This is a genomic window from Agrobacterium tumefaciens (genome assembly GCF_009649785.1).
Lineage (GTDB): Bacteria > Pseudomonadota > Alphaproteobacteria > Rhizobiales > Rhizobiaceae > Agrobacterium > Agrobacterium tumefaciens.
This window is the reverse complement of sequence record NZ_WJOK01000039.1, coordinates 11,904-35,572: the sequence shown is the minus strand read 5'-3', so window position 1 is coordinate 35,572 and position 23,669 is coordinate 11,904. Positions and strand designations below refer to the sequence as shown.

17 protein-coding genes and 1 tRNA gene are annotated in these 23,669 nt (G+C 58.4%); 8 read left to right on the top strand and 10 right to left on the bottom strand.

What is annotated here, in order from left to right; all coding sequences use genetic code 11:
- Positions 1-79: 79 nt before the first annotated feature.
- Complete coding sequence (locus GH784_RS25895) at positions 80-856, top strand: AAA family ATPase (protein WP_065702330.1); 777 nt, start codon at positions 80-82, stop codon at positions 854-856.
- Positions 857-935: 79 nt separating this feature from the next.
- Positions 936-2,267: an MFS transporter gene (locus GH784_RS25890; RefSeq protein ID WP_035198632.1), complete on the top strand. Its 1,332-nt coding sequence runs from the start codon at positions 936-938 to the stop codon at positions 2,265-2,267.
- A gap of 69 nt (positions 2,268-2,336) precedes the next feature.
- On the opposite strand, the gene metH is transcribed toward GH784_RS25890, so the two are convergent.
- A complete protein-coding gene (gene metH / locus GH784_RS25885) occupies positions 2,337-6,110 on the bottom strand; it encodes a methionine synthase (protein ID WP_019565253.1) in 3,774 nt (1,257 codons plus the stop codon).
- Positions 6,111-6,289: 179 nt separating this feature from the next.
- On the opposite strand from metH, the gene GH784_RS25880 reads away from it, so the two are divergent.
- Positions 6,290-7,549, top strand: a complete 1,260-nt coding sequence (locus tag GH784_RS25880) for an AGE family epimerase/isomerase (RefSeq protein ID WP_065702329.1) — start codon at positions 6,290-6,292, stop codon at positions 7,547-7,549.
- A gap of 99 nt (positions 7,550-7,648) precedes the next feature.
- On the opposite strand, the gene GH784_RS25875 is transcribed toward GH784_RS25880, so the two are convergent.
- Positions 7,649-8,209, bottom strand: a complete 561-nt coding sequence (locus tag GH784_RS25875) for a dual specificity protein phosphatase family protein (protein WP_065702328.1) — start codon at positions 8,207-8,209, stop codon at positions 7,649-7,651.
- A gap of 202 nt (positions 8,210-8,411) precedes the next feature.
- On the bottom strand, positions 8,412-8,864 hold the full coding sequence (locus tag GH784_RS25870; protein ID WP_003513344.1) for a hypothetical protein: 453 nt from the start codon (positions 8,862-8,864) through the stop codon (positions 8,412-8,414).
- 386 nt (positions 8,865-9,250) lie between these two features.
- On the opposite strand from GH784_RS25870, the gene GH784_RS25865 reads away from it, so the two are divergent.
- The gene (locus GH784_RS25865; protein WP_003513345.1) at positions 9,251-9,883 is read left to right on the top strand and encodes an outer membrane protein; all 633 of its coding nucleotides are present in this window, start codon (positions 9,251-9,253) and stop codon (positions 9,881-9,883) included.
- A 212-nt stretch (positions 9,884-10,095) separates the two neighbouring features.
- Positions 10,096-10,458: a hypothetical protein gene (locus tag GH784_RS25860; RefSeq protein ID WP_003513347.1), complete on the top strand. Its 363-nt coding sequence runs from the start codon at positions 10,096-10,098 to the stop codon at positions 10,456-10,458.
- Positions 10,459-10,614: 156 nt separating this feature from the next.
- On the opposite strand, the gene GH784_RS25855 is transcribed toward GH784_RS25860, so the two are convergent.
- A tRNA-Ile gene (locus GH784_RS25855) sits at positions 10,615-10,690 on the bottom strand.
- A 178-nt stretch (positions 10,691-10,868) separates the two neighbouring features.
- On the opposite strand from GH784_RS25855, the gene GH784_RS25850 reads away from it, so the two are divergent.
- The gene (locus GH784_RS25850; protein ID WP_003513348.1) at positions 10,869-11,612 is read left to right on the top strand and encodes an SIMPL domain-containing protein; all 744 of its coding nucleotides are present in this window, start codon (positions 10,869-10,871) and stop codon (positions 11,610-11,612) included.
- Between the two features lie 171 nt (positions 11,613-11,783).
- Here the strand turns inward: GH784_RS25850 and GH784_RS25845 are convergent, their stop codons facing one another.
- Entirely contained in the window at positions 11,784-12,161 is a 378-nt protein-coding gene (locus GH784_RS25845) for a hypothetical protein (protein WP_003513350.1), read from the bottom strand.
- Between the two features lie 159 nt (positions 12,162-12,320).
- Positions 12,321-12,746 (bottom strand): secondary thiamine-phosphate synthase enzyme YjbQ, encoded by a 426-nt coding sequence (locus tag GH784_RS25840; RefSeq protein ID WP_038491704.1) that lies wholly within the window; start codon positions 12,744-12,746, stop codon positions 12,321-12,323.
- Between the two features lie 252 nt (positions 12,747-12,998).
- On the opposite strand from GH784_RS25840, the gene GH784_RS25835 reads away from it, so the two are divergent.
- The gene (locus tag GH784_RS25835) at positions 12,999-15,551 is read left to right on the top strand and encodes an HWE histidine kinase domain-containing protein (protein ID WP_065702327.1); all 2,553 of its coding nucleotides are present in this window, start codon (positions 12,999-13,001) and stop codon (positions 15,549-15,551) included.
- 176 nt (positions 15,552-15,727) lie between these two features.
- Here GH784_RS25835 and GH784_RS25830 read toward each other — a convergent pair whose 3' ends face one another.
- From GH784_RS25830 to GH784_RS25815, 4 genes are all read right to left on the bottom strand, one after another.
- Positions 15,728-16,648, bottom strand: a complete 921-nt coding sequence (locus GH784_RS25830) for a DUF930 domain-containing protein (protein ID WP_038491710.1) — start codon at positions 16,646-16,648, stop codon at positions 15,728-15,730.
- Between the two features lie 195 nt (positions 16,649-16,843).
- Positions 16,844-18,898 (bottom strand): RNA polymerase sigma factor RpoD, encoded by a 2,055-nt coding sequence (gene rpoD / locus GH784_RS25825; RefSeq protein ID WP_003513359.1) that lies wholly within the window; start codon positions 18,896-18,898, stop codon positions 16,844-16,846.
- 394 nt (positions 18,899-19,292) lie between these two features.
- A complete protein-coding gene (gene dnaG / locus GH784_RS25820) occupies positions 19,293-21,278 on the bottom strand; it encodes a DNA primase (RefSeq protein WP_013636554.1) in 1,986 nt (661 codons plus the stop codon).
- 382 nt (positions 21,279-21,660) lie between these two features.
- Positions 21,661-22,110, bottom strand: a complete 450-nt coding sequence (locus GH784_RS25815; protein WP_026330775.1) for a GatB/YqeY domain-containing protein — start codon at positions 22,108-22,110, stop codon at positions 21,661-21,663.
- Between the two features lie 339 nt (positions 22,111-22,449).
- Here GH784_RS25815 and carA point away from each other — a divergent pair, with 339 nt between their 5' ends.
- On the top strand, positions 22,450-23,655 hold the full coding sequence (carA, locus tag GH784_RS25810; RefSeq protein WP_003513375.1) for a glutamine-hydrolyzing carbamoyl-phosphate synthase small subunit: 1,206 nt from the start codon (positions 22,450-22,452) through the stop codon (positions 23,653-23,655).
- Positions 23,656-23,669: the final 14 nt, after the last annotated feature.

Sequence of the window (23,669 nt, the reverse complement as noted above, 5' to 3'; positions counted from 1 at the left end):
ATATACACCAATATAATATACTCCTCTTCCGCCGCAAACGGACGCACAGAAAAAGAAGCATCGATAAAGAGGATTGAAAATGCTGTTTCTCGACAGCGTGACCATGAAGGAAACTCCGGACCGAAGGGACGAATACCCCTTTACCGTTCCGGCGCTGCGCCAGCTGGAACGCCTCGAATTCAAGACGCCGATCACCTTTTTCGCCGGCAATAACGGCTCCGGCAAATCCACGCTGCTGGAAGGGCTGGCGGCCGGAATGACGGCCTATGCCATCGGCAATCATGGACAGGTTGCCGGCGACCTCTATCTTCAGCATGCGGAAACCGTGGCGAAGGCATTCTATTTCGCCCGCAAGAAATACCCGAAAATCCGCATGTTCATGCGCGCCGAAGACGTGCTTGGCTACATCCGCAAGCAGAATGAAGAGACCCTGGATGACTTTCGCTGGGAGCGGGAAAAAGCCCTGAAAAGAGGCGAAGATTTTCCCGAGGAAACACCGGACACTTTCAGGCATATCGTCAGAAGCAACGTCATAGACCGGCGTTCGCATGGCGAGGGATTTCTCGATATCATGCAGCAGCGCCTGCACGGCGCCGGCCTTTATTTTCTCGATGAACCGGAAAGTCCTCTTTCACCGCAAAAGCAGCTGGAGCTTGCGGCTATCGTCCGTCACACGGCAGATAGTGGTGGGCAGTTGATCATCGCAACCCATTCGCCGGTGCTCTTGGCCATTCCCGAAGCGACGATTTATTACTTCGACGAGAGCGGCATCACCGAGCGTCTTTATGACGAGCTGGAAAACATCAGTTTCCTGCGGCGCTTTCTTGATCGTCCATCAAAATTCCTGAGCGATTAGGAGCTGATAAGGCTTGAAATCGCGCATCGCTTGCCGCATGCCCATTAGCAACATGTGAATTAGAAAAAGAAGCAGGCTTATGTCTCCCACCACCACACCGGCAGCTGCCCGGCCCCTGAACAGGCAGGACTACAGAACTCTCGGCCTCTCGGCCCTCGGCGGCGCGCTGGAGTTCTACGATTTCATCATTTTCGTGTTTTTCGCCACCGTCATCGGCCATCTGTTCTTCCCGCCGGAAATGCCCGATTGGCTGGTGATGATCCAGACCTTCGGCATCTTCGCCGCCGGTTATCTGGTGCGGCCGCTGGGCGGCATCGTTCTCGCGCATTATGGCGATCGTTATGGCCGCAAACGCGTCTTCGCCTTCTCCATCCTGCTTATGGCGCTTTCGACGCTCGGCATGGCGCTGATGCCGACCTATGCCACCATCGGCGTTGCGGCCCCCATCCTTCTCATCGTCCTGCGCATGCTGCAGGGTGCGGCCATTGGCGGCGAAGTGCCGGGTGCCTGGACCTTCGTTGCGGAGCACGTGCCCTTTCGCCGCGTCGGGCTCGCCTGCGGTTTTCTGACGTCCGGCCTCTCTTTCGGCATCATGCTCGGTTCGCTGATTGCCTTTGCCATCAATTCCCTCTTCTCGGCAGAAGATGTGGCGGCCTATGCATGGCGCATTCCCTTCCTGCTCGGCGGCATATTCGGCCTGATTGCCGTCTATCTGCGCCGCTGGTTGGAAGAGACTCCGATCTTCATGGAGATGAAAAAGTCGAAGTCGCTGACGGACAAGCTTCCGCTTGGCCTCGTGCTGAAGCACCATATGCGCGGCGTGATCATTTCCGCGCTACTGACCTGGGTTCTGTCCGCAGCCATCGTCGTTACCACGCTGATGACGGCAACCTTCCTGCAGAAGCTCTATGGCTACACACCGACCCAGGCGCTGGCAGGCACCAGCTTCGGCACGCTGTTCCTCATCTTCGGCGTCATCATCGCCGGCGCATTGATCGATCGTGTCGGCTCCGGCATTTTCTTCATGGCCGCCAGCATCTTCTTCGGCATCGCCACCTTCACTTTCTACAGCTATGCCGGCACATCGCTAGAAACCATGTTCGTGCTTTACGGCGTCATGGGCCTGTCGGTTGGCATGGCGGGTGCAGTGCCCTATGTCATGGTGCGCGCCTTCCCGGCATCGGTCCGCTTCTCGGGCCTCTCCTTCGCCTACAACGTCTCCTATGCCATCTTCGGCGGGCTGACACCGATTGGCGTAACGATGGCGCTAGCCGTCAATCCAATGGCGCATGCGTGGTATCTGGTGTTCATCGCCGCCCTCGCCTTCTGCATCGGCGTTTACCTCTATCTGCGCGGCAGCGAAATCGAAAGCCATGTCGGCATAGAGGAACTGGCGGCCTTAAGGTCGTAAGCCCAACGACGACACAAAAAAGCGCGGGCAGGACCCGCGCTTTTTATTGCAACAACGGTGGCCGAAACGTCAGGCCGCGCTGTCGATCTCCTCGGCACCGTTTACCGGTACGTAGTTGAGCACGGGTCCGAGCCAGCGCTCTACCTCTACCAACGGCATGTCCTTACGACGCGCATAGTCCAGCACCTGATCGCGTTCCACCTTGGCAACACCGAAATAGTAGCTCTCGGGATGGCCGATATAGAGGCCGGAGACGGAGGAGCCGGGCCACATGGCATAACTCTCCGTCAGCTCCACGCCCGCCGCGTTGGTGGCGTCGAGCAGGGAGAACAGGGTTTTCTTTTCGGTGTGATCAGGCTGGGCCGGATAACCCGGCGCAGGGCGGATACCGGCATAGGCCTCGCCGATCAGCTCATCGCCGGCAAGAGCTTCTTCGGGCGCATAACCCCAGAATTCCTTGCGCACCCGCTCATGCATACGTTCGGCAAAGGCTTCCGCAAAACGGTCGGCCAGCGCCTTGACGAGAATCGACGAATAATCGTCATTAGCCCGCTCGAAGCGTTCAGCAATCGCCACCTCCTCGATACCCGCCGTGACGACGAAGCCGCCGACATAATCGGCAACGCCGCTATCGACGGGCGCGACGAAATCGGAAAGCGCCACATTGGGGCGTCCGTCACGCTTGGAAAGCTGCTGGCGCAGCGTGAAGAAGGTCGCCAGTTCTTCGGAACGGTTTTCATCCGTGAACAGCCTGATGTCGTCGCCCACCGCATTGGCGGGCCAGAAGCCGATAACAGCCCGCGGCCGGAACCATTTTTCCTCGATGATCTTCTTCAGCATCGCCTGCGCATCGGCATAAAGCTGCCGCGCGGCCTCACCCTGCTTCTCGTCTTCAAGGATAGCGGGATAACGACCCTTCAGCTCCCAGGTCTGGAAGAACGGCGTCCAGTCGATGTAACGGGACAGCTCCTCAAGGTCATAGGTCTCGAACACCTTGGTGCCGAAGAATTGCGGCTTCACGACACTATAGGTCGACCAGTCGATCTTGTGCGCATTCTCGCGGGCGCGGGAAAGCGGCAGACGCTGCTTTTCGCGCTCATTGCGGGCATGCGCCTCCGCCACCTTGGCATATTCAGCCCGGATGCCGTCGATATAGGCTGGCTTCTGCTCGGCGGAGAGAAGTGCGGAGACGACGCCCACCGCACGCGAGGCATCGGTGACATAGATCGCCTGGCCCTGTTCGTAGCGCGGATGGATTTTCACCGCCGTATGCACGCGGCTCGTCGTTGCGCCGCCGATCAGCAGCGGGATGTTGAAACCCTGCCGCTCCATTTCCGCCGCCACATGCACCATTTCATCAAGCGATGGCGTGATTAGACCGGAAAGACCGATCACATCGACCTTTTCGGCAATCGCCGTTTCAAGGATTTTCGTCGTCGGCACCATCACGCCGAGATCGATGATCTCGTAATTGTTGCAGGCAAGAACGACGCCGACGATGTTCTTGCCGATATCGTGCACATCACCCTTCACGGTCGCCATCAGCACCTTGCCGGCGGCCTTGTTCTGTTCACCGCCATTCAGGCGCTTTTCCTCTTCCATGTAAGGAAGCAGAACGGCGACGGCCTGCTTCATCACGCGGGCGGATTTAACCACCTGCGGCAGAAACATCTTTCCAGAGCCGAACAGGTCACCGACCACGTTCATGCCCGCCATCAGCGGCCCTTCGATAACGTGCAGCGGGCGGGCGGCCTGTTGGCGCGCCTCTTCCGTATCGGCTTCGATGAATTCGGTAATGCCGTTGACCAGCGCGTGTTGCAGCCGCTTTTCGACGGAAAGCTCGCGCCAGGAAAGATCCTGCACCTTCGCCTGTTTTTCACCCGTGCCGCGGAAACGCTCCGCCACGTCAAGCAGCCGCTCCGTCGCGTCGTCGCGGCGGTTCAGCACCACATCTTCGCAGGCCTCGCGCAATTCCGCATCGATGTTGTCGTAAACCGCAAGCTGCCCGGCATTGACGATGCCCATATCCATGCCGACCTGGATGGCGTGGTAGAGGAACACGGCATGCATCGCCTCACGCACCGGCTCATTGCCGCGGAAGGAGAAGGACAGGTTGGAAACGCCACCGGAAATATGCGTCAGCGGCATGGTTTCGCGGATGGTCTTGGTGGCTTCAATGAAGTCCACGCCGTAATTATTGTGCTCCTCGATACCCGTGGCCACCGCAAACACGTTTGGATCGAAGATAATGTCTTCCGGCGACAGGCCCGCCTTTTCAGTCAAAAGCTTGTAGGCGCGCGTGCAGATTTCCACCTTGCGCTGATAGGTATCCGCCTGCCCGACCTCGTCAAATGCCATGACCACGACCGCAGCACCGTAATTGTGGACGAGCCGCGCCTGCTGGAGAAACTTCTCCTCGCCTTCCTTCAGCGAAATCGAATTGACGATCGATTTGCCCTGCACGCATTTCAGACCGGCTTCGATGATTTCGAACTTGGATGAGTCGATCATCACAGGCACGCGGGCAATATCAGGCTCGGCGGCAATGAGGTTCAGGAACTCCACCATCGCCTTTTGCGAGTCGATCAGGCCCTCATCCATGTTGATGTCGATGATCTGCGCACCGTTTTCCACCTGATCGCGGGCGACAGCCAGCGCCGCCGTGTAATCGCCGGCGGTGATCAGCTTGCGGAAGCGGGCCGAGCCGGTGACGTTGGTACGTTCGCCCACGTTGACGAAGGGAATGTCCTTGGTCAGCACGAAGGGTTCGAGACCCGAAAGCGACATGAAGGGCTTGTGCTCGGGAATGGGGCGCGGCTTGTAATCCTTGACGGCTTCGGCAATCGCCCGGATATGCTCGGGCGTCGAGCCGCAGCAACCGCCGACGATGTTGACAAGACCGTCGCGGGCAAAACCCTGTACCTGGCGCGCCATCATCTCGGGTGTTTCGTCATATTGCCCGAATTCGTTCGGCAGGCCGGCATTCGGATAGGCGCAGACGAAGGTGTCGGCCACATCCGAAAGCTCCTGCAGATGCGGACGCATGGCATCTGCACCAAGAGCGCAGTTGAGGCCGATGGTGAAGGGGTTGGCGTGTCGCACCGAGTTCCAGAAAGCAGACGGCGTCTGGCCGGACAGCGTGCGGCCGGAAAGGTCCGTGATCGTGCCTGATATCATCACCGGCAGACGGATGCCCTTGGCCTCGAAGCGCTCCTCGCAGGCGAAGATTGCGGCCTTGGCGTTCAGCGTATCGAAGATCGTCTCGATGAGGATGATATCCGCGCCGCCGTCGATCAGACCGTCGATCTGCTCGCCATAGGCGATGCGCAGATCGTCGAAACTGACGGCACGGTAACCAGGATTGTTGACATCAGGCGAAATCGAGGCGGTGCGGTTGGTCGGGCCGATAGCGCCCGCAACGAAACGGCGGCGGCCATCTTCGCGCTCAGCCCGCTGGGCAGCACGGCGGACGATCTGCGCCCCTTCGCGGTTGAGATCGTAGACGGCGTTTTCCATCTCGTAGTCCGCCTGCGCGATGCGCGTCGACGAAAACGTGTTGGTTTCGAGAATATCCGCGCCCGCCATCGCATAGCGATAATGGATTTCTTCGATGGCATCCGGCTGGGTCAGGATCAGAAGGTCGTTATTGCCCTGCTGGTGACAGGCGCAGCCGATAAAACGATCACCGCGAAAATGATCTTCATCAAACCCCAGTCCTTGAATCTGCGTGCCCATAGCGCCATCGAGAATGAGGATACGTTCGCTGGCGGCCTGGCGCAGCGCGCGCAAAATTTCCGCGCCGTCGCGCTTTGCCCCTTCAGGGCCGAACAGATCGTCAAACACGGGCGCACTCCTCATTTCGATTTGCAAGATCGCAAGCCGTCAAGTCACATAAAGATATGTTTATGTCAATATATCTTCAAGGTATAGGTATGGCTTTGCGTCGTTGCGGCAGACTACGAAATTTCACTGACAGATGACAGGTTTATGCAGCAAGGATATAAGCCGAAGCAGCAAACCGTATGGAGGACGAAATGCCCGAGGACGACCACAACAACCGGAACTGGAACACCTTGCCATGGCATCGCCAGTGGCTGGTCAAACAGGCCGATGGGCTTTTCGACTTCTTCCAGTATCGCGCCGTCAATCCGGCCGGCGGCTTCTTCGATCTCGACGCCAAGGGTGCGCCGCTGCAGAAAAACGATCCTGTGCGCGGCATCCATGCCTCGGCACGCATGGTGCATTGCTTCTCCATCGGCCACCTGCTCGGACGGCCGGGCTGCGGCGACATCGTCGACCACGGTATGACCTACCTCTGGAACAATCATCGTGACAGCGAGCACGGCGGTTATTTCTGGCAGGTCAACGATGGCGGCCCGGTGGACGCCACCAAACAGGGTTATGGCCACGCCTTCGTGCTTCTGGCCGCCTCCTCCGCCAAAACTGTCGGCCACCCGCTTGCTGACAAGATGCTGGCCGACATCACCGAGGTTCTGGAAACGCGTTTCTGGGAAGAAAAACACGGCTCTATCGCCGAGGAATTCAACCGCGACTGGTCACCCATCGACAATTATCGCGGCCAGAATTCCAACATGCATCTGACCGAAGCGCTGATGGCCGCTTATGAGGCGACCGGCGACAGCAATTACCTGACAAAGGCCGAACGCATCGCCGATCTCGTCATCCGCCGCCGCGCCGGTGAGCTGGATTTCCGCGTGCCGGAGCATTTTGACGAGAACTGGACGCTCGACAAGGAGTATCGTGGCAACGAAATGTTCCGCCCCTCCGGCTCCACTCCCGGCCACTGGCTGGAATGGGCGCGCCTCATCCTGCAATTGTGGGTGCTGGGCGAACGCCGCCATGACTGGATGCCGGTGGCGGCAAAATCGCTCTTCGTGCAATCCATGGCGCTTGGTTGGGACCGCGAAAAAGGCGGCTTCTTTTATACGCTCGACTGGCACGACAATCCCGACAAGACGGCAAAGCTCTGGTGGCCCATGTGCGAGGCGGCGGGTGCAGCCCACTTCCTCAACGAAAATCTGCCGGCGGACGAATTTTACGAAGACAGCTACCGCCGCATCTGGAGCACGATCGCCAACAATTTCATCGACCACGACAATGGCGGCTGGCACGAGGAGCTGACGGAAAATCTGATTCCAGCCAACACGCTTTTCCCCGGCAAGGGCGACATCTACCACGCGCTTCAGGCCTGCCTGATCCCGCTATTTCCGGCAACGGGAAGTTTGACGAAAGTGATCAAGGAAGGCGGCGGCTCCTATTGAGGCCGCTGCAAGAATGAAGCATCTGACACGCTCCGTCATACCGGACGTGATCATGCGGGACCCCGGATCAAATCCGGGGTGTCGGCATATCGAGGCGCCTCAAAATCCGATAGTTTCCTCGAAATCATCCCAGGACTGGTACATTTCATAACGGCCGATACCCGGGATCGGCACATGTCCGTAATAGGGTGAAAGCTGGAACTCGGCGGCAGCCTCGCTTTTGCCGGCAACGGCGCTCACATAGATCGCGGAGGCGAGCCCGGTTCGGTTGGCGCCGTGTTCGCAATGGATGAGGATCGGTTTTTCAGCGTTGCGCAGCACGGCGACGAGCGTTTCCGCTTCCTCCACCGAGACCTTCTCGCTTGAACTCAGCGGATAATCGACAAGCCGGACACCGTTGTTTTTCGCAGCCTGGCTTTCGGCGTCGTACCAGCCTTCACGCTTTTCATCGCGCAGATTGATGATCGTCTTGATGCCGTAGGCCTTGGAATAGGCCGTGATGTCCTTGCCGCTCGGCTGGGCCGAACGATAAAGTTCGCCGGGAATGACCTCGTGAAAATTTCCGGTCAGCTGGCCGATGCCCATATGCGCGCCGGCCAGAACCGGCAGAGCCACCAGGCCAATGGCGGCAATTTTCAGAAACTTCAGAACTATACGCAAAACCTAAACCCGCAACATTCATCGGACGGGTGGGCAGGTGGCATTGCAAATCGGCGAAAACAAGTCCCGCAACGGCGAAAGCGGCCTCGGCGTGGCCGGCAACGACGCGGGCACCTTTACGAACCCCTTGCGAAACAAGGGGTTCAGGCGACAGCACGAAAATGTTCAAGAAACCGTGAGGGTCGGAAGCAGCGACAGCCGTTCAATCGAATTCCGCAGAAACGATGGTGACGCGCCATTCCAGCCGTTGCGGATCTACCGTTTCATTGTTGCGCAGTCGGAAAGAGCGGCACGCGGCAAAGGTCTCTCCGGCCTCGATCCGCCTTTCACTCACCTGATAGGGATCAAAGGCGACGGAGGCGCGGAAGGCAGGCTCGAACCCTTCAAGCGTATAGGTCAGGCGCTGCACGGCAACATTATTGTCGTTGCGGAAGCTGACGCGGATCGGCAATGCCGCATCCGTGCACGCCGCATCGAAGCTAGCCGTCGCAATCACATGGTCGAGCCGCTGGCTACCGCGCTGCCAGTCGTAAATGACAAAGGCGGCAGTGGTTCCCCAGATCAACAGCAGGCAGATGACGACCGGTTTGAGGTGCCGCGGAAACGCGATGAGGGTGAGAAGGAGAATGGCACTGAGAACGGCTCCGACAATCACGTCGCCCCTCCCCCATGAAAACTAACCCGCATGCGATCCTGTCCTCCCTTGCCCATTCCTGCCCGCAACATCAGCCCTATCCAGGTGCCGAAGCACCGGCGTTGCCGCAGACAGGCACAACTCTATGGTCGTGCCCCCCGCTGTCAAGACAACCAAGCGTGACCCCTCTCCCGTTGCTTTGACAAGGCGGCGAAAGGAACCAAACGCCGTTGAAGGCGTTCGCCGCATCAGAACAGCATGACGGGGCGGTAAAAAACGTCGCGATTTGGGCAAGGAAGGCCGGCAACTCGAGGGAACAATCTGCCCCTTGGAACCGCCGATCTCCAACCCATATTAAATGCACCTAATATATGTTATAGAAGTCAATCAGCTCAGGGAGAAAAACGATGAAAACGCTGATCGTAACGTCACTCTTGGCCCTGTCCGCCAGCACCGCGATGGCTGCGGATGCCGTCTACGAAACCCCGGCGCCTCCGGTCGCGCAGGAAACCCTGCCGGTATTTACCTGGTCTGGTCCGTATCTTGGTATTCAAGGCGGCGCAGGCTGGGCGAACGGCGATTTTTCGGCTGGCGGCCCTGTCGCGTCGGATAGTTTCGATGGCGGCATCCTGGGCGCTTTTGCCGGTTACAATTACCAGTTCGACAATAATTTCGTCCTCGGTATCGAAGGCGATGTCGATTATAACTGGAACGACAATGACTATGCCGGCGTGAACATCGGCACCGACTGGCAGGGCTCCGTTCGTGGACGTGTCGGTTACGCTTTCGACCGTGCCTTGATCTATGGTACCGCCGGCTGGACAGCGACGCGCGGTTTCATCGAAACGCCTGGCGCCGGCAAGGATAGCACCACGTTCAACGGTTACACCGTTGGCGCTGGCCTGGACTATGCCTTCACCGACAATGTATTCGGCAGGATCGAATATCGCTATAATGACTATGGCGACAAGGATATCTTCGGCGTCAACACCGATTTCGACCAGAGCACCGTCAAGGTCGGCCTTGGTGTGAAGTTCTGATAGCGTCGACAAACGTCAGCAAAAGAGCCCGGCCAAATGCTGGGCTTTTTCTTTGTCGGAACGCCGCACCAGCTTCGCCCTGAGACTCTAAAAACGTGGAAAATGTGAACATCGCAAAAATGAGATATTCACGGACCGTTCAGCCGGCCCGTGCCATCATGCGGGCATAATGAGCCTCTATCTCCCGAAGCAGGCTTATGGAGTAGCCCTCGATGAAAAAGATCATTCTTACAACCCTTGCCGCGCTGGTTGCCACCGGCAGCGTCTTCGCGTCCTACGGCACCGCTGCCGCGCAGGACTATCCCTATCGTCCGCGCTACGACCGTGGCGGCCCGCCCCCACCGCCCTATCGCGAACACCGCCGCCACAATGATGGTGCTGCGATTGCCGGCGGACTGGCTGCAGGCGTTATCGGCGGCCTGATCGGCGGCGCAATCGCCAACGGCGGTAACAGCGGTCCCCGATACTACGAGCCACCGCCGCCGCCCCGCCCACGCTGCTGGTTCGAAGACCGCCGCGTTCCCAATTCCTATGATGGCGGCTGGCACACCGAAAGCATGCGGGTCTGCGACTGACCCCATAGCTGAAAATCCGTGATGAACAATCCGACCAGTCTGAATGGCTGGTCGGATTTTTTGTTGGATGAGCAAAATCCAAGGAATGCGCAATGATCGATGATGTATCGACTTGCTATGCGGAATCGCACCAACTCGTTCAAAATATAAGGAAAATGGTGGGCCCGGAGAGACTCGAACTCCCAACCAAGCGGTTATGAGCCGCCGGCTCTAACCATTGAGCTACAGGCCCTTTCGGAAAAATTATCCGAAACACCGGCTTCGCAATGGTTCGAATCCGGTGGGTCACGCTCTAACGTAATTTTTACGGCCCGACAAGCCATTGATGCTATCGCAAGCTGCCGTTGCCGTATTAGCTTCACAATCTAAGGCAATACCCTGCAAAGGGACACAATCAACGAGGAAACACCATGACGACGACAAAGGCCCGCCTTTTCGCACTCAGTGCATTGACCGCAGCAGCAATGATGCCGCTTGCCGGTAATGCCCTTGCGCAGGATGCCACTCCGCGCGAAGCAACCATCAGTGTTTCCGGCGAAGGCCAGTCGGCAATCGCGCCCGATATGGCGATCCTGTCATTCAGTGTCGTCAAGCAGGCGGAAACGGCGGCTGCGGCTCTGACAGAGAATTCCAAGGCGCTCGCCGAGGTTCTGAAATCGCTGAAGGCGTCCGCCATCGAAGACCGCGACCTGCAGACGAGCAATTTCTCCGTGCAGCCGCTTTACAAGCATTATGAGCCGAAAGACGGCGTTTACGTCGCACCGGAAATTACCGGCTATCAAGTTTCCAACGGACTGACCGTGCGCGTACGCGACCTGAAGAAGCTGGGCGAGATACTCGATACCTCCGTCAAGCTCGGTATCAACCAGGGCGGCGATATTACCTTTACCAATGACAAGCCGGAAGCAACCGTGACCGAGGCCCGCAAGCAAGCCGTTGCCGATGCGCTGGCCAAAGCGAAAACGCTGACGGAAGCGGCGGGCGTGAAGCTTGGACGCGTGATCCAGATCAGCGAGAACATGCAGCGCCCCATGCCGGTGCCGCAGACCATGATGCGCGCTTCGATGGCGAAGGAGGCCGACAGCGTGCCGATCGCTTCGGGTGAGAACAGCTACAGCGTGGTGGTCAACGTCACCTTCGCCCTGGGCGAATAAAACAGTCGGAGCGGCGGCATTGCCCGCCGCCCGCATTTGCCGAACGGCTGCGCGTAACCGCCACCCGAGAGGCCACAAAAAGAAACGCCCCCCGCCTGTCAGAACAAGCGAGGGGCATTTTTTTTGATCCGCGCGAAGGGCGGGGGATTTCCGCGGATCAATATCAGCCGTTTAGCGACGGATCACCGGGCAACCACGCTCATTGGCGAAGAAGATGCGGTCAGGGCCGCGACGGTCGAAGCCTGCAACCACGACACGGCGCGGCGATACATCGACAACGCGCGCGCGGCGAAGACCCATGCGGCTAGCCTTTTCCTCCGCAAGCCGCGGCGAGCAACCGTAACGCGGGCGGTCAGGACGGCCCCAACCCGGACCAGGACGATCGGGACGACCCCAGCCCGGGCCGCGGCCTCTGTCATGACCGTATCCATCCTGAACCTGAACTCTGAGCTGAACATCCGGGCCAGCCGAAGCAGCTGGAGCGGTGACGGAAATTCCGCCGAGGGCGATGAGGGCAGCCAGGCCGGCTTTTGCGAAGGTACTGAACATGAACTCACTCCGTTTGGTTCTGCGCCGGCAGGGACGTCCCCCGGCGATTGACGAGACCCTAGACCCGCCCGCCTGAACGCCGACAGAACCGCATGTTCAGCAGACGTTCAGAGACATTAACGGGAAAACGAAAGGAAAAGTCGGGGCTTTTGACGGGAATCATGGGGAGATATGCAGAACGATTTCACGGCGGTGCGGCCGGTCGCGATGTTCGAAAAGATAAAGGCCCTGCCATGTGCCAAGGGTAAGCCTGCCATCGCTGATCGGTACTCCGATGGAAACCGCGGTCAGGGCCGATTTGATGTGAGCAGGCATGTCATCAGGGCCTTCGAGCGTGTGGACGACCCAGCGCATGGAGACATCGTCGGAAGGTGGCACGAGGCGGGAAAAAAATATCGCCAGATCGCGCCGAACATCCGGATCGGCATTTTCCTGGATAAGCAGGGAGCAGGATGTGTGCCTGACGAAGACGGTCAAAAGGCCTTCGTCCACGCCTGCCTCCTTCACAAAGCGCTCGGCCTCGGACGTAAATTCGTAGAGCCCCTGCCCGTGGGTGGTGGTAATGGTCATTTTCTTCTGCGGCACGTTATTTCCTTTAGAAAATTCGGAACAAATTAGGCACTGCAAACGTTGGACCATGTCGAATTGTAACTGATGGCGAAAAGGCTTGCTTCCATGACATGGCGGCTGCCTTTAATAGAACGGAATACCGGCGTCACGGTTGCAAAAAACGGGGAAGGATTGGCACTATCAGAATGAACCATTCAGGCTTTCCCGTCTGCGGACGACTAAACTATTTTCAGTGCAAGACAGGCAGAGGGTGCGAGAGATAGATTCATGGCATCCACTGATTATAATGTCGACCTGACAAATTGCGACCGCGAACCCATCCACATTCCAGGTTATATTCAATCGCACGGCTGCCTGATCGCTTGCGATAACGCCATGCGCATGGTCCTGCGACATTCGGAAAACTGTCGCGAGATCTTGCGCGTCGATGGCGATATCAACGGCAGAACCGCCGAAGAAGTGCTTGGTAAAAATCTCGTCCATGACCTTCGCAACGCACTCACGGTAACCGGCAGGACCACCCGCCCTGCCATGCTGCCCAATATGGAACTGCGCGATGGTCGCAGCTTCGATATTGCGCTCCACCGCTATAAATCCACGACGATCATCGAATTCGAACCGTCAGGGAGCGAGACCCAGCCGCTTGGTACCGCACGCAAGATGGTGGACCGCATTCGCGAGGCGGACACGGTCGAAAGCCTGATTTCGAGAACAACCCGGCTGGTAAAGGCGACCTTGGGTTACGACCGGGTGATGATCTACCGTTTCGAGGATGACGGTGCAGGCAAGGTCGTGTCGGAGGCAAAGCAGCCGGAACTGGAAAGCTTTCTCGGACAATATTTTCCGGCAAGCGACATACCGCAACAGGCCCGCACGCTCTATCTGAAAAACACACTGCGTATCATATCCGACGCCAGCGGAATACGAGTTCCCGTATTGCCCGCCATCGATGTGTCTGGTGAACCGCTTGATCTGTCATTCGCGCATTTGCGCAGCGTTTCTCCCATCCATTGCGAATATCTTCGCAATATGGGCGTTGCTGCCTCCATGTCGATTTCGGTGATCGTCGATGGCGCCCTGTGGGGTCTTATCGCCTGCCACCATTATTCGCCACGCGTTCTGACGATGTCGGTCAGGATCGCCGCAGAAATGTTTGGAGAGTTTTTCTCCATGCATTTGCAGGTCCTTAAGCAGAAGCGCAAACTCGATACCGTCAACCACGCCCATGCCGCTCTCGACCGCTTCCTGCGGCTCGCCGCCCATCACGCGCACATTGAGGAACTGCTGATCGACAGTTTCCAGGATTTTGCCGATCTGATGCCATGCGACGGCGTCGGGCTTTGGGTGGACAACAACTGGCACGGCCACGGCGCAACGCCGCCCGCGGATGCCATTCCAAGGCTGGCGCGCTTCGTAACCTCTGTCAGTGAGGGAAGGGTCTGGGCAACCCATGCCATCTCGCAAGCCATACCGGAAGCGGAGATTTATGCAGATACCGCAGCCGGAATGCTCGCCATTCCGCTGTCGCAGGTCAAAAACGACTATCTGCTGTTTTTCCGCAGGGAGATCGTGCAGAATCTGAACTGGGCCGGCAACCCGGAAAAATCCTATGAGACCGGTCCGCTCGGCGATCGTCTCACCCCGCGCAAGAGCTTCGCGATCTGGAAGGAGACCGTGCGCCTGCAGGCGCAGCCATGGTCAGATGCGGACCGGGAAATTGCCGAAGCCGCAAGAATAGCGTTGGTCGAGGTCGCATTCCATCACAGCGAGCTGATGGCGGGCGAAAGGGAGCGCGCGGAAGTGCGCCAGCGCATGCTGAACGAGGAACTCAACCACCGCGTCAAGAACGTTCTCGCCATTATCAAATCGCTGGTCGGCAATCCCTCGCAGGAGGGTAAAACCCTGCAGGAATATGTCGGTGCGCTGAAGGGTCGTATCCAGGCATTGTCCTTTGCCCATGACCAGATCATTCGCGGTGAAGGCGGCGGGTCATTGCGCGACCTGCTGGACGCCGAATTGTCGCCGCACCGTTCAGCCGAGGCCGTTGTTGATCTCGCCGGACCACAGGTCACGCTCGATTCGCGCGCATTTTCCGTCATGGCCCTCGTACTGCATGAACTGGCGACGAATGCTGCCAAATACGGCGCGCTTGCGCAGACCGGCGGAAAACTGGATCTACGCTGGGAAGTCGACGAAAACCGCGATTGCCTGATACATTGGCGCGAAATTCTGCCTACCAAGCTGCCCACACCATCACGCTCCGGGTTCGGCACGGCGCTCATCAGCCGCAGCATCCCCTACGATCTGGGCGGACGCAGCACCATTCGGTATTTGCCTGATGGACTGGAGGCGGAAATTCTCCTGCCCTCCCGCCATATCTCAGCAGTCATGACAGCTTCCGAGATGAAGACGGAGGATGACGCCGTACCACAACCCAGACGGTCCAACCGGGAGGAAACGTTGAAAATATTGCTCGTAGAAGACCAGATGCTGATCGCCATGGATGTGGAAAACATGCTGGAAGACAACGGCATCAAGACAATCGAAACCGCGACCTCCTCGGCAATGGCCATCGAGAAACTGAAGAGCTACGTGCCGGATGTGGCTATCCTCGACATCAATCTCGGTTCCGACACCTCCATCGCCGTCGCACGCGAGCTTCACCGCCGCGGCATCCCCTTCCTGTTCGCAACCGGCTATGCCGATGCCAGCATGGTGCCTGACGACTTCGGCAACGTGCCTGTTATCAGGAAGCCGTACGACGAGGATGCGCTGATGGCGGGTATCGGGCTGTTGGTCGGGGATACGGAGAGGGTGTAAGCTCCCAGCCCTGCTGACCGACATGTCCAGACTCGACGTTATCCTTGGGCTTGTCCCAAGGATTTAAACACGTCTACAAAATCAGTCGGTTGCATATCCTCGGGACAAGCCCGAGGAAGACGGAGTGGCGGACGGAAACCTTCGTCAGCAAACCAAAAGTTTAAAAAAACTAGCCTTCATTGAAATCGGGTGAAGCCCCGCTTTTTCGCCTCATCCGGTGTTAAGGCGTTCCCAATTTTAAACCGGAAGGCCGTCACGGCGTAGTTATCCAGATCGACTTCGCACTGAAAAGACACATCGTGCCAGCTATTGCCGGTGTTGAATGCGCCGCCGGAAGCATCAATCGAATTCCCCGATATCCTCCCGCCCGTATCCGAATAGGGTATCATGCCACGGGCGGCAAAACCCGCGCCCTGAATTTGCGCCAGAGCCTCCGTGCTGCAAAGCTGAACAATGCGGCGGCGGGGCGGCAGATCACCAAACATCTGGCGTCTTTGGGCCGGAGAAAGCAGCGACGAAGACAATAATTGTTTCGCGGCCGGAAGTTTCGCGGGCTTCTCCTTTGCCACCTCGGCAGGTTTTTCGTCAGCCGGTTTCTCCTGCGGCACAGGCGCCTTTTCCGGCTCAGCCTCTTGCTTGACGGGTGAAACCGCAATTTCTCCCTGCTCGGCGGACGCCTTGAGATCGCCGTTGGCGGCAGATGGCGCGGGCTTGTCCTCAGCCGTCTTTTCAGGCTGGCTTTCAGGCTCCTTGGAAGGCTCGGTCTTGTCCGCTTCCTCCGCCTTACCTGGCTTGTCCTCTGGGTCCGCCTGCGTCTCCTCCGGCCGCATGGCGATGGCCGGCAGCGTCGCCTGCAAGGGCGGCGAAGGTTTCGGCTCCTCTGCCGGCGGAGCGGGCGGCGGCGGTGGAGGCTGCGGCTTTTCTTGCTTTGCCTGCTCGGCGGCGGGAGGCTTGGCTTCTTCCGGCTTCTTTTCCTCAGGCGGCGGCACCAGATCGACGCTGATGCTTTCCGGCTCCTGCGGTTCGGCTATGCGTTCGGGCAGTTCAAAAAGAAAGATCGCGACCACAGCCAGATGCAGCAACACGGAGACGGGCACCGCCCATCCCTTCCCTCGCCATCTGCTTGCCGAAACCTGTTGCATGTTATCGAGCCAAATCGAACCTGAGCATTTCCGAAAAAGCGGAACGCTTTGTTTTCACACATAAGGCTTGTCGCAGAGATCGCCAGTGCAGGAAACAAAAAACCCGGCCAGAGGTGACTGACCGGGTTCAATTTTAAAGCAGGCAAAGGCTTAGCTGTCGAGGAAGCTTCTGAGCTTTCTGGAGCGGCTCGGATGCTTCAGCTTGCGCAGTGCCTTGGCCTCGATCTGGCGAATACGTTCGCGCGTGACCGAGAACTGCTGGCCGACTTCTTCCAGCGTATGGTCGGTGTTCATGCCGATGCCGAAACGCATGCGCAGAACACGTTCTTCACGCGGCGTCAGCGAGGCGAGAACGCGGGTCGTCGTTTCGCGCAAGTTGGCCTGAATGGCGGCGTCGATAGGCAGCAGCGCGTTCTTGTCCTCGATGAAGTCGCCGAGATGCGAATCCTCTTCGTCACCCACAGGGGTTTCGAGCGAAATCGGCTCCTTGGCGATTTTCAGAACCTTGCGCACCTTTTCAAGCGGCATGGCCAGCTTTTCCGCCAGCTCTTCCGGGGTCGGCTCGCGGCCGATCTCGTGCAGCATCTGGCGCGAGGTGCGAACGATCTTGTTGATCGTCTCGATCATGTGAACCGGAATACGGATCGTGCGCGCCTGGTCGGCGATCGAACGGGTGATCGCCTGTCTGATCCACCATGTCGCATAGGTCGAGAACTTGTAACCACGGCGATATTCGAATTTGTCCACCGCCTTCATCAGGCCAATATTGCCTTCCTGAATGAGATCGAGGAACTGCAGGCCGCGGTTGGTGTATTTCTTGGCGATGGAGATCACGAGACGCAGGTTGGCCTCGACCATCTCCTTCTTGGCGATACGCGCTTCGCGCTCACCCTTCTGTACCATGGAAACGATACGGCGGAATTCGGCGATGGAAATACCGGTTTCCGTCGACAGATTCTGGATTTCCTGACGGATCTCGCGAATCGTGTTGCTTTCCTCGCGGGCGAATTCCTTCCAGCCGCGGGCGGCCAGATTGGCAATCGACTTCATCCAGTTCGGATCGAGTTCCGCACCGTGATACTGCTCGAGGAAGCTGTCGCGCTTGACGCCATAGGATTCGGCAAGGCGCAGCAACCGGCCTTCGTTCTGCATCAGACGCTTGGAAATATCGTAAAGCTGCTCGACAAGGCTGTCGACACGGTTCTGGTTCAGCGACAGCGACTTCACAGCCGTGATCAACTGGTCCTTGAGATCCTTGTAGCGGCGCTCTTGACCGGAGGACAGGGTCCCCGTGCAGGCAAGGCGAGCTTCGACCTGCTGGTCCTGAAGCTTGCGCAGCTTCTTGTAGGTGTCGGCAATGGTGTCGAGCGTTTCCATGACCTGCGGACGCAGCTCGGCTTCCATCGCGGCAAGCGAAAGGTTGGACTCGTCGTCGTCCTCTTCTTCCTCTTCCGGCGGCAGGCCATCGCCACCCACATCAGTCACATCCTCGTCACCGGAGGGCGCACGCAGTCTGCGGGTCTTTTCCTTCTCTTCGGCGGCCTTGCGGTCCGCCTCGATCTTTTCCGGGCTCTGGAACTGCGGGGCAGCCTTGGCTTCCGGGCCGGAATAGGTGGTTTCGAGATCGATGATCTCGCGCAGAAGCGTCGTGCCTTCGTTGAGTTCGTCGCGCCAGATGATCAGCGCCTGGAACGTCAACGGGCTTTCGCAAAGGCCGGAGATCATCGTTTCGCGGCCGGCCTCGATGCGCTTGGCGATGGCGATTTCGCCTTCGCGCGACAGAAGCTCTACGGAACCCATTTCGCGCAGATACATGCGCACAGGATCGTCGGTACGGTCGGTCGGTTCTTTTTTCTTCGCGGTCGCAAGCGCGGTACCGCCGGAAGGTGCCAGTTCGCCGCCTTCGGACTCTTCGTTATCGGAATCGTCGCTTTCGGCTTCGCCCGGTGCTTCCTCGGCATCCTCGTCCTCGATAACGTTGATGCCCATATCGGACAGCATCGCCATCGTGTCTTCGATCTGCTCGGACGTCACTTCTTCGGACGGCAGGACGGAATTCAGCTCGTCCATCGTCACATAGCCGCGCTTCTTGGCGGCCTTGATCATCTTTTTGACCGCGTCATCCGAAAGATCGAGAAGCGGACCGTCCGTCGCACCGTCGCGTTCGTTTTCTGCTTCTTCGTTTTCTTTGACTTTGGTTGCCATCTATCTCGTCGCTTTCCCTGACGCTAACACCTGTTCCGCCGCATAGCCGTTCGCCTTGAGAGCATCCGGCTGATAACAGCGAATCACTGTCAGACACCTAACGGAGTGATCTTTAATTGCCGATTAACCACGGCAGCCTCAGGCAGAATGCAAAGACAGTGCACCCGAAAATGCTTGCTCATGCAATTTCTATCCGCCAAGGCTCATTCCACCTTACTATTCCTGAATTGGTGATTCCCGCTATTTCCCGCCCCGTCAAGCCTTTGAGGGCGAGACAGCCACGGAAATTCATAAAAAGGGCCGCATTTTGCGAGTTATCACCAGACTACCCCCTATTTAGGGCGCTTGCAGCAAAAGGCAACCCCACACGTCTTTCTATTCTTGGCCGCAGTCCTCAGCCATGGCCGACAGCCGGGCCCTTTACCCGGCCGGACATGACGCCGAAACCATCGATGATCGCTTCCTGATTTTCCATTCGGCCGATTTCCAGCTGAACTTCGGCCAGCGCCCGCACCAGAAGCGTGCCGCGTTCGTCGTCCGTCGCCTCGCCTATTTCCCGTTCCAGCTCGCGCTTCTGCCAGAGCAGGGATTTCGTCCTCTTGTGCAGGGAAAGCGCCTGCACATATCCCTCACGCGCATCTTCCAGCGCCGCCTGTTCCGTGGCCGTCCACAGGCGCGCATTGCGCACCTGCTGGTCCATGGTTTTCAAAAGCACCTCGAAACCCTGCTGCGACAGGCGCTCGATCAGCCCTGCCCGCGAAATCTCGGCCGCACTTTCCGCAGCAAAGGTCAGCACAGTCGACCACAGGCGTTGCAGATCGCGGTTTTCGTAATCGATCGCGGCGATCTCGTCATATTCCTCAAGCAGCAGTTCGGGATGGTTGACGATGGTGATTGCGAGAACGCTTTCGCGAAGTGAAGGCTTGGTCTGGTGCCCCCTGACCAGACCCGACTGGGTAAGCCGGTCGGAAATGTTGCTGGCCGGCGCAGCCATTGCTCCGCCCCGTCCGGAAGCGTTCCTCTGGAACCCGCGCCCATTACCCTGCTGGCCATCGCGGCGGAAATTTCCACCCTGCGAACCGCCCTGCTGAAAACGCGGCTGGAAAAAGGCATTCAGCCTGTCGCGCATATCCTGCTGGTAAAAACGCCGTACCGCCTCGTCGCCGATGACGGCAACGATCTGCCGCAGCCGGCTTTCAAGCTGGGCACGCTTTTCAGGCGTATCGAAAGTCACCGAAGACGTCTCGCGGCTCCAGATCATCGCCGCGAGCGGTTTTGCCTCGGAAAGCACACGGTCAAAAGGCGCACGCCCCTCCAGCCGCACGAGATCATCAGGGTCTTTTCCGTCGGGCAAAAGCGCAAAGCTCACCGAACGATCGGGCTTGATATGCGGCAAGGCGAGATCGGCTGCGCGGTTGGCGGCACGAATGCCGGCGCCGTCGCCATCAAAGCAGAGGATCGGCTGCGGCGACATTTTCCACAGGAGATCAAGCTGGCTTTCCGTCAGCGCCGTGCCGAGCGGGGCGACAGCATTTTCGACACCCGCCTGATAAAGCGCAATGACATCCATATAACCTTCGACGGCAATGACGGTGCCGCCGGAAGCCTGCGAGGCGCGCCGCGCGCGGGCGAAATTGTAGAGAACATTGCCCTTGTGAAAAAGCTCGGTCTCGTTGGAGTTCAGATATTTGGCCACTGCATCCGCCGCCATGGCGCGGCCGCCGAAAGCGATCACCTTTTCGCGCGACGACAGGATCGGGAACATGATGCGGTCGCGGAAGCGGTCATAGGAAACCGGCACGTTTTCATGCACCACCAGCCCGCAGGCTTCCATCTGTTCGCGCGCCACACCCTTGCTCGCCAGATGCTCCTTTAGCGCATTGCGGCTATCTGGAGCAAAACCGAGCCTGAATGTCTCGATGGTGCGCCCAGTCAGTCCGCGATCGCGCAGATAAGCCCGCGCCCGCGCACCAAGCGCGGTCTGCAACTGATCCTGAAAGAACAGCGTCGCCATTTCCATGACGTCCTGCAAAGAGGTGCGCTCGCGCTCGCGCTTCTCAGCCTGCGGATCGGGCTGCGGCATGGAGATGCCGGCCATGTCGGCAATCTGCTGAACGGCTTCGGGGAAACTCAACCCCTCGAGATCGGTCAGAAAGCGGAAATGATCACCGGAAACACCGCAACCAAAACAATGGTATCGCCCCTTGCGATCCTCGCAGTGAAAACTCGGGCTTTTTTCGCCATGGAACGGGCAGCAGGCCCAATAATCGCCCCGCGGCGTATTGGTCTTCTTCTTATCCCAGGACACACGTCTGCCGATCACATCGGAGATGTTCACGCGGTCGCGTATCTCATCGAGAAAAGAATTGGAAAATCGCATGGGTTACCTGTTCGAGGCCAGTCTTTCATATAAGCGCAGAAAGGGGTCAGTACCAAACCCAAAGAACCGGAATACCCGATATTCACAGGCCATCGCACTAAAACCGCATCGCCGCTGTCGCCCGCTTCGGGCAAATTTATGGCAGCGCATCATCACAAAAAATTATGTTTTTGTAATTTGAGCCAACCGTCGCCGAGGTATAAAACATATTCAAAGGCAGCGCCCGGACATTCTCATAAAGCTGCTGACGCCCGCAGGCACGTCCCCCGAAAAACGCCTGCGCGTGACCGCATTTTGATCCGCCGAAATGCGCCTTCGTCGGCAGCAAAAAGGCAGGGCAGCCATGGCTGCCCTGCCTTTACTTTTTCCGAACGGGCGAAACCTACTTCAGCAAATCCTTGACGACGCCGGAGGCTTTCGCGAAGTCGATCTGGCCGGGATAGCGCTCCTTGAGCGCATTCATGCACTTGCCCATGTCACGCAGGCCGGAGGCGCCGGTTTCGCTGATGACGGCCTGGCACAATTCGCGCACCTTTTCGGCCGGAATTTCTTCCGGCATGAATTCCTTGATGATGACGATTTCCTCGCGCTCCTGAGCGGCAAGCTCGGCGCGACCGGCACCATCATAGATGCTGGCGGACTCTTCCCGCTGCTTCACCATCTTGGTCAGGATCTGCATGATCTCGTCGTCGGTGACGGGGTCCTTGCCCACGCCGCGATTGGCAATATCGCGATCCTTGATGGCCGCCTGGATGAGACGCACGGTCGATGTACGCCGGGCGTCACGAGCCTTCAGCGCGTCTTTCAGAGTATTAGCGAACGTGTCGCGCATCATTTCTTCTTCTCCTTGGGAAAGTGCATTCCGCAGCTTCTCGACACGGAAACTTTCCACCTTATTTTTCGAAACGACATAACCGAGCAAACCCGCTCAAGCAAATCAAATGCATAAGCCTTTGAATGTGCGAAGGTTTAATTCCGCGTAAATCTCGAGCCTGCGGTTGACCGTTTAAGCAGCTTTCGTTATTTTCCGGCACCTGCACGAGATTTTAACGAAGGGTCAAAACGCGAGTTTTTCGCGCGCCCCTTTATGTCACGAAGCCTGCGACAAAAAATGGCCCCTCTCCCCCTGCCTTTCAAGAGGCGGGGTGCGAAGCGGCAGAAACGGAACGAGATGACCGAGACAGCGCCCTGGACTACCCGCAAACCGACCGCAATGCTTGTTCTTGCCGATGGCACAGTGATCGAGGGAACGGGGATCGGCGCAACCGGCAAAGTACAGGCCGAAGTCTGCTTCAACACCGCACTGACCGGTTACGAAGAAATCCTGACCGATCCGTCCTATCTCGGCCAGATCGTCACCTTCACCTTCCCGCACATCGGCAATGTCGGCACCAATGAGGAAGACATCGAAGACCTGACGCCAGCCGCCCGCCGCGGCGCAGTCGGCGTCATCTTCAAGGCCGACATCACCGACCCTTCGAACTTCCGCGCCGCCAAGCATCTGGATGCCTGGCTGAAAGCCCGCGGCGTCATCGGCCTTTGCGGCATCGACACGCGCGCGCTGACGGCATGGATACGCGAAAACGGTGCACCGAACGCGGTGATCGCCCATGATCCCAACGGCGTGTTCGACATCGAGGCGCTAAAGGCGGAAGCCAAGGCATGGAGCGGTCTCGTCGGCCTCGACCTCGCCATCGAAGCCACATCCGGCCAATCCTCCACCTGGACGGAAACGCCTTGGGTATGGAACGAGGGTTACGGCACGCTGAATGAAGCCGATGCGAAGTACCATGTCGTCTGCGTGGATTTCGGCGTCAAGCGCAACATCCTGCGCCTCTTCGCCGGTCTCGATTGCAAGGTCACGGTGGTTCCGGCCCAGACATCCGCCGAAGACATTCTGGCATTGAAGCCGGATGGCGTTTTCCTTTCCAATGGTCCGGGAGATCCGGCCGCGACAGGCGAATATGCCGTACCGGTCATTCAGAACCTCATCAACAGCGACCTGCCGATCTTCGGCATCTGCCTCGGCCACCAGATGCTTGGCCTGGCCGTCGGCGCCAAGACTGAAAAGATGCACCAGGGCCACCACGGCGCCAACCATCCGGTCAAGGACTTCACCACCGGCAAGGTGGAAATCGTTTCCATGAACCATGGTTTTGCGGTTGACGCCAAGTCGCTGCCTGATGGCGTCGAAGAAACTCACACGTCGCTGTTCGACGGCACCAATTGCGGCCTGCGCATCGTCGGCAAGCCGGTCTTCTCCGTCCAGCACCATCCGGAAGCATCGCCCGGCCCGCAGGACAGCCACTATCTCTTCCGCCGCTTCGTCAACCTGCTGCGCGAGAGACAAGGTGAGGCAGCGCTCGCCGAGCGCTGAGACATCTTCGGAAA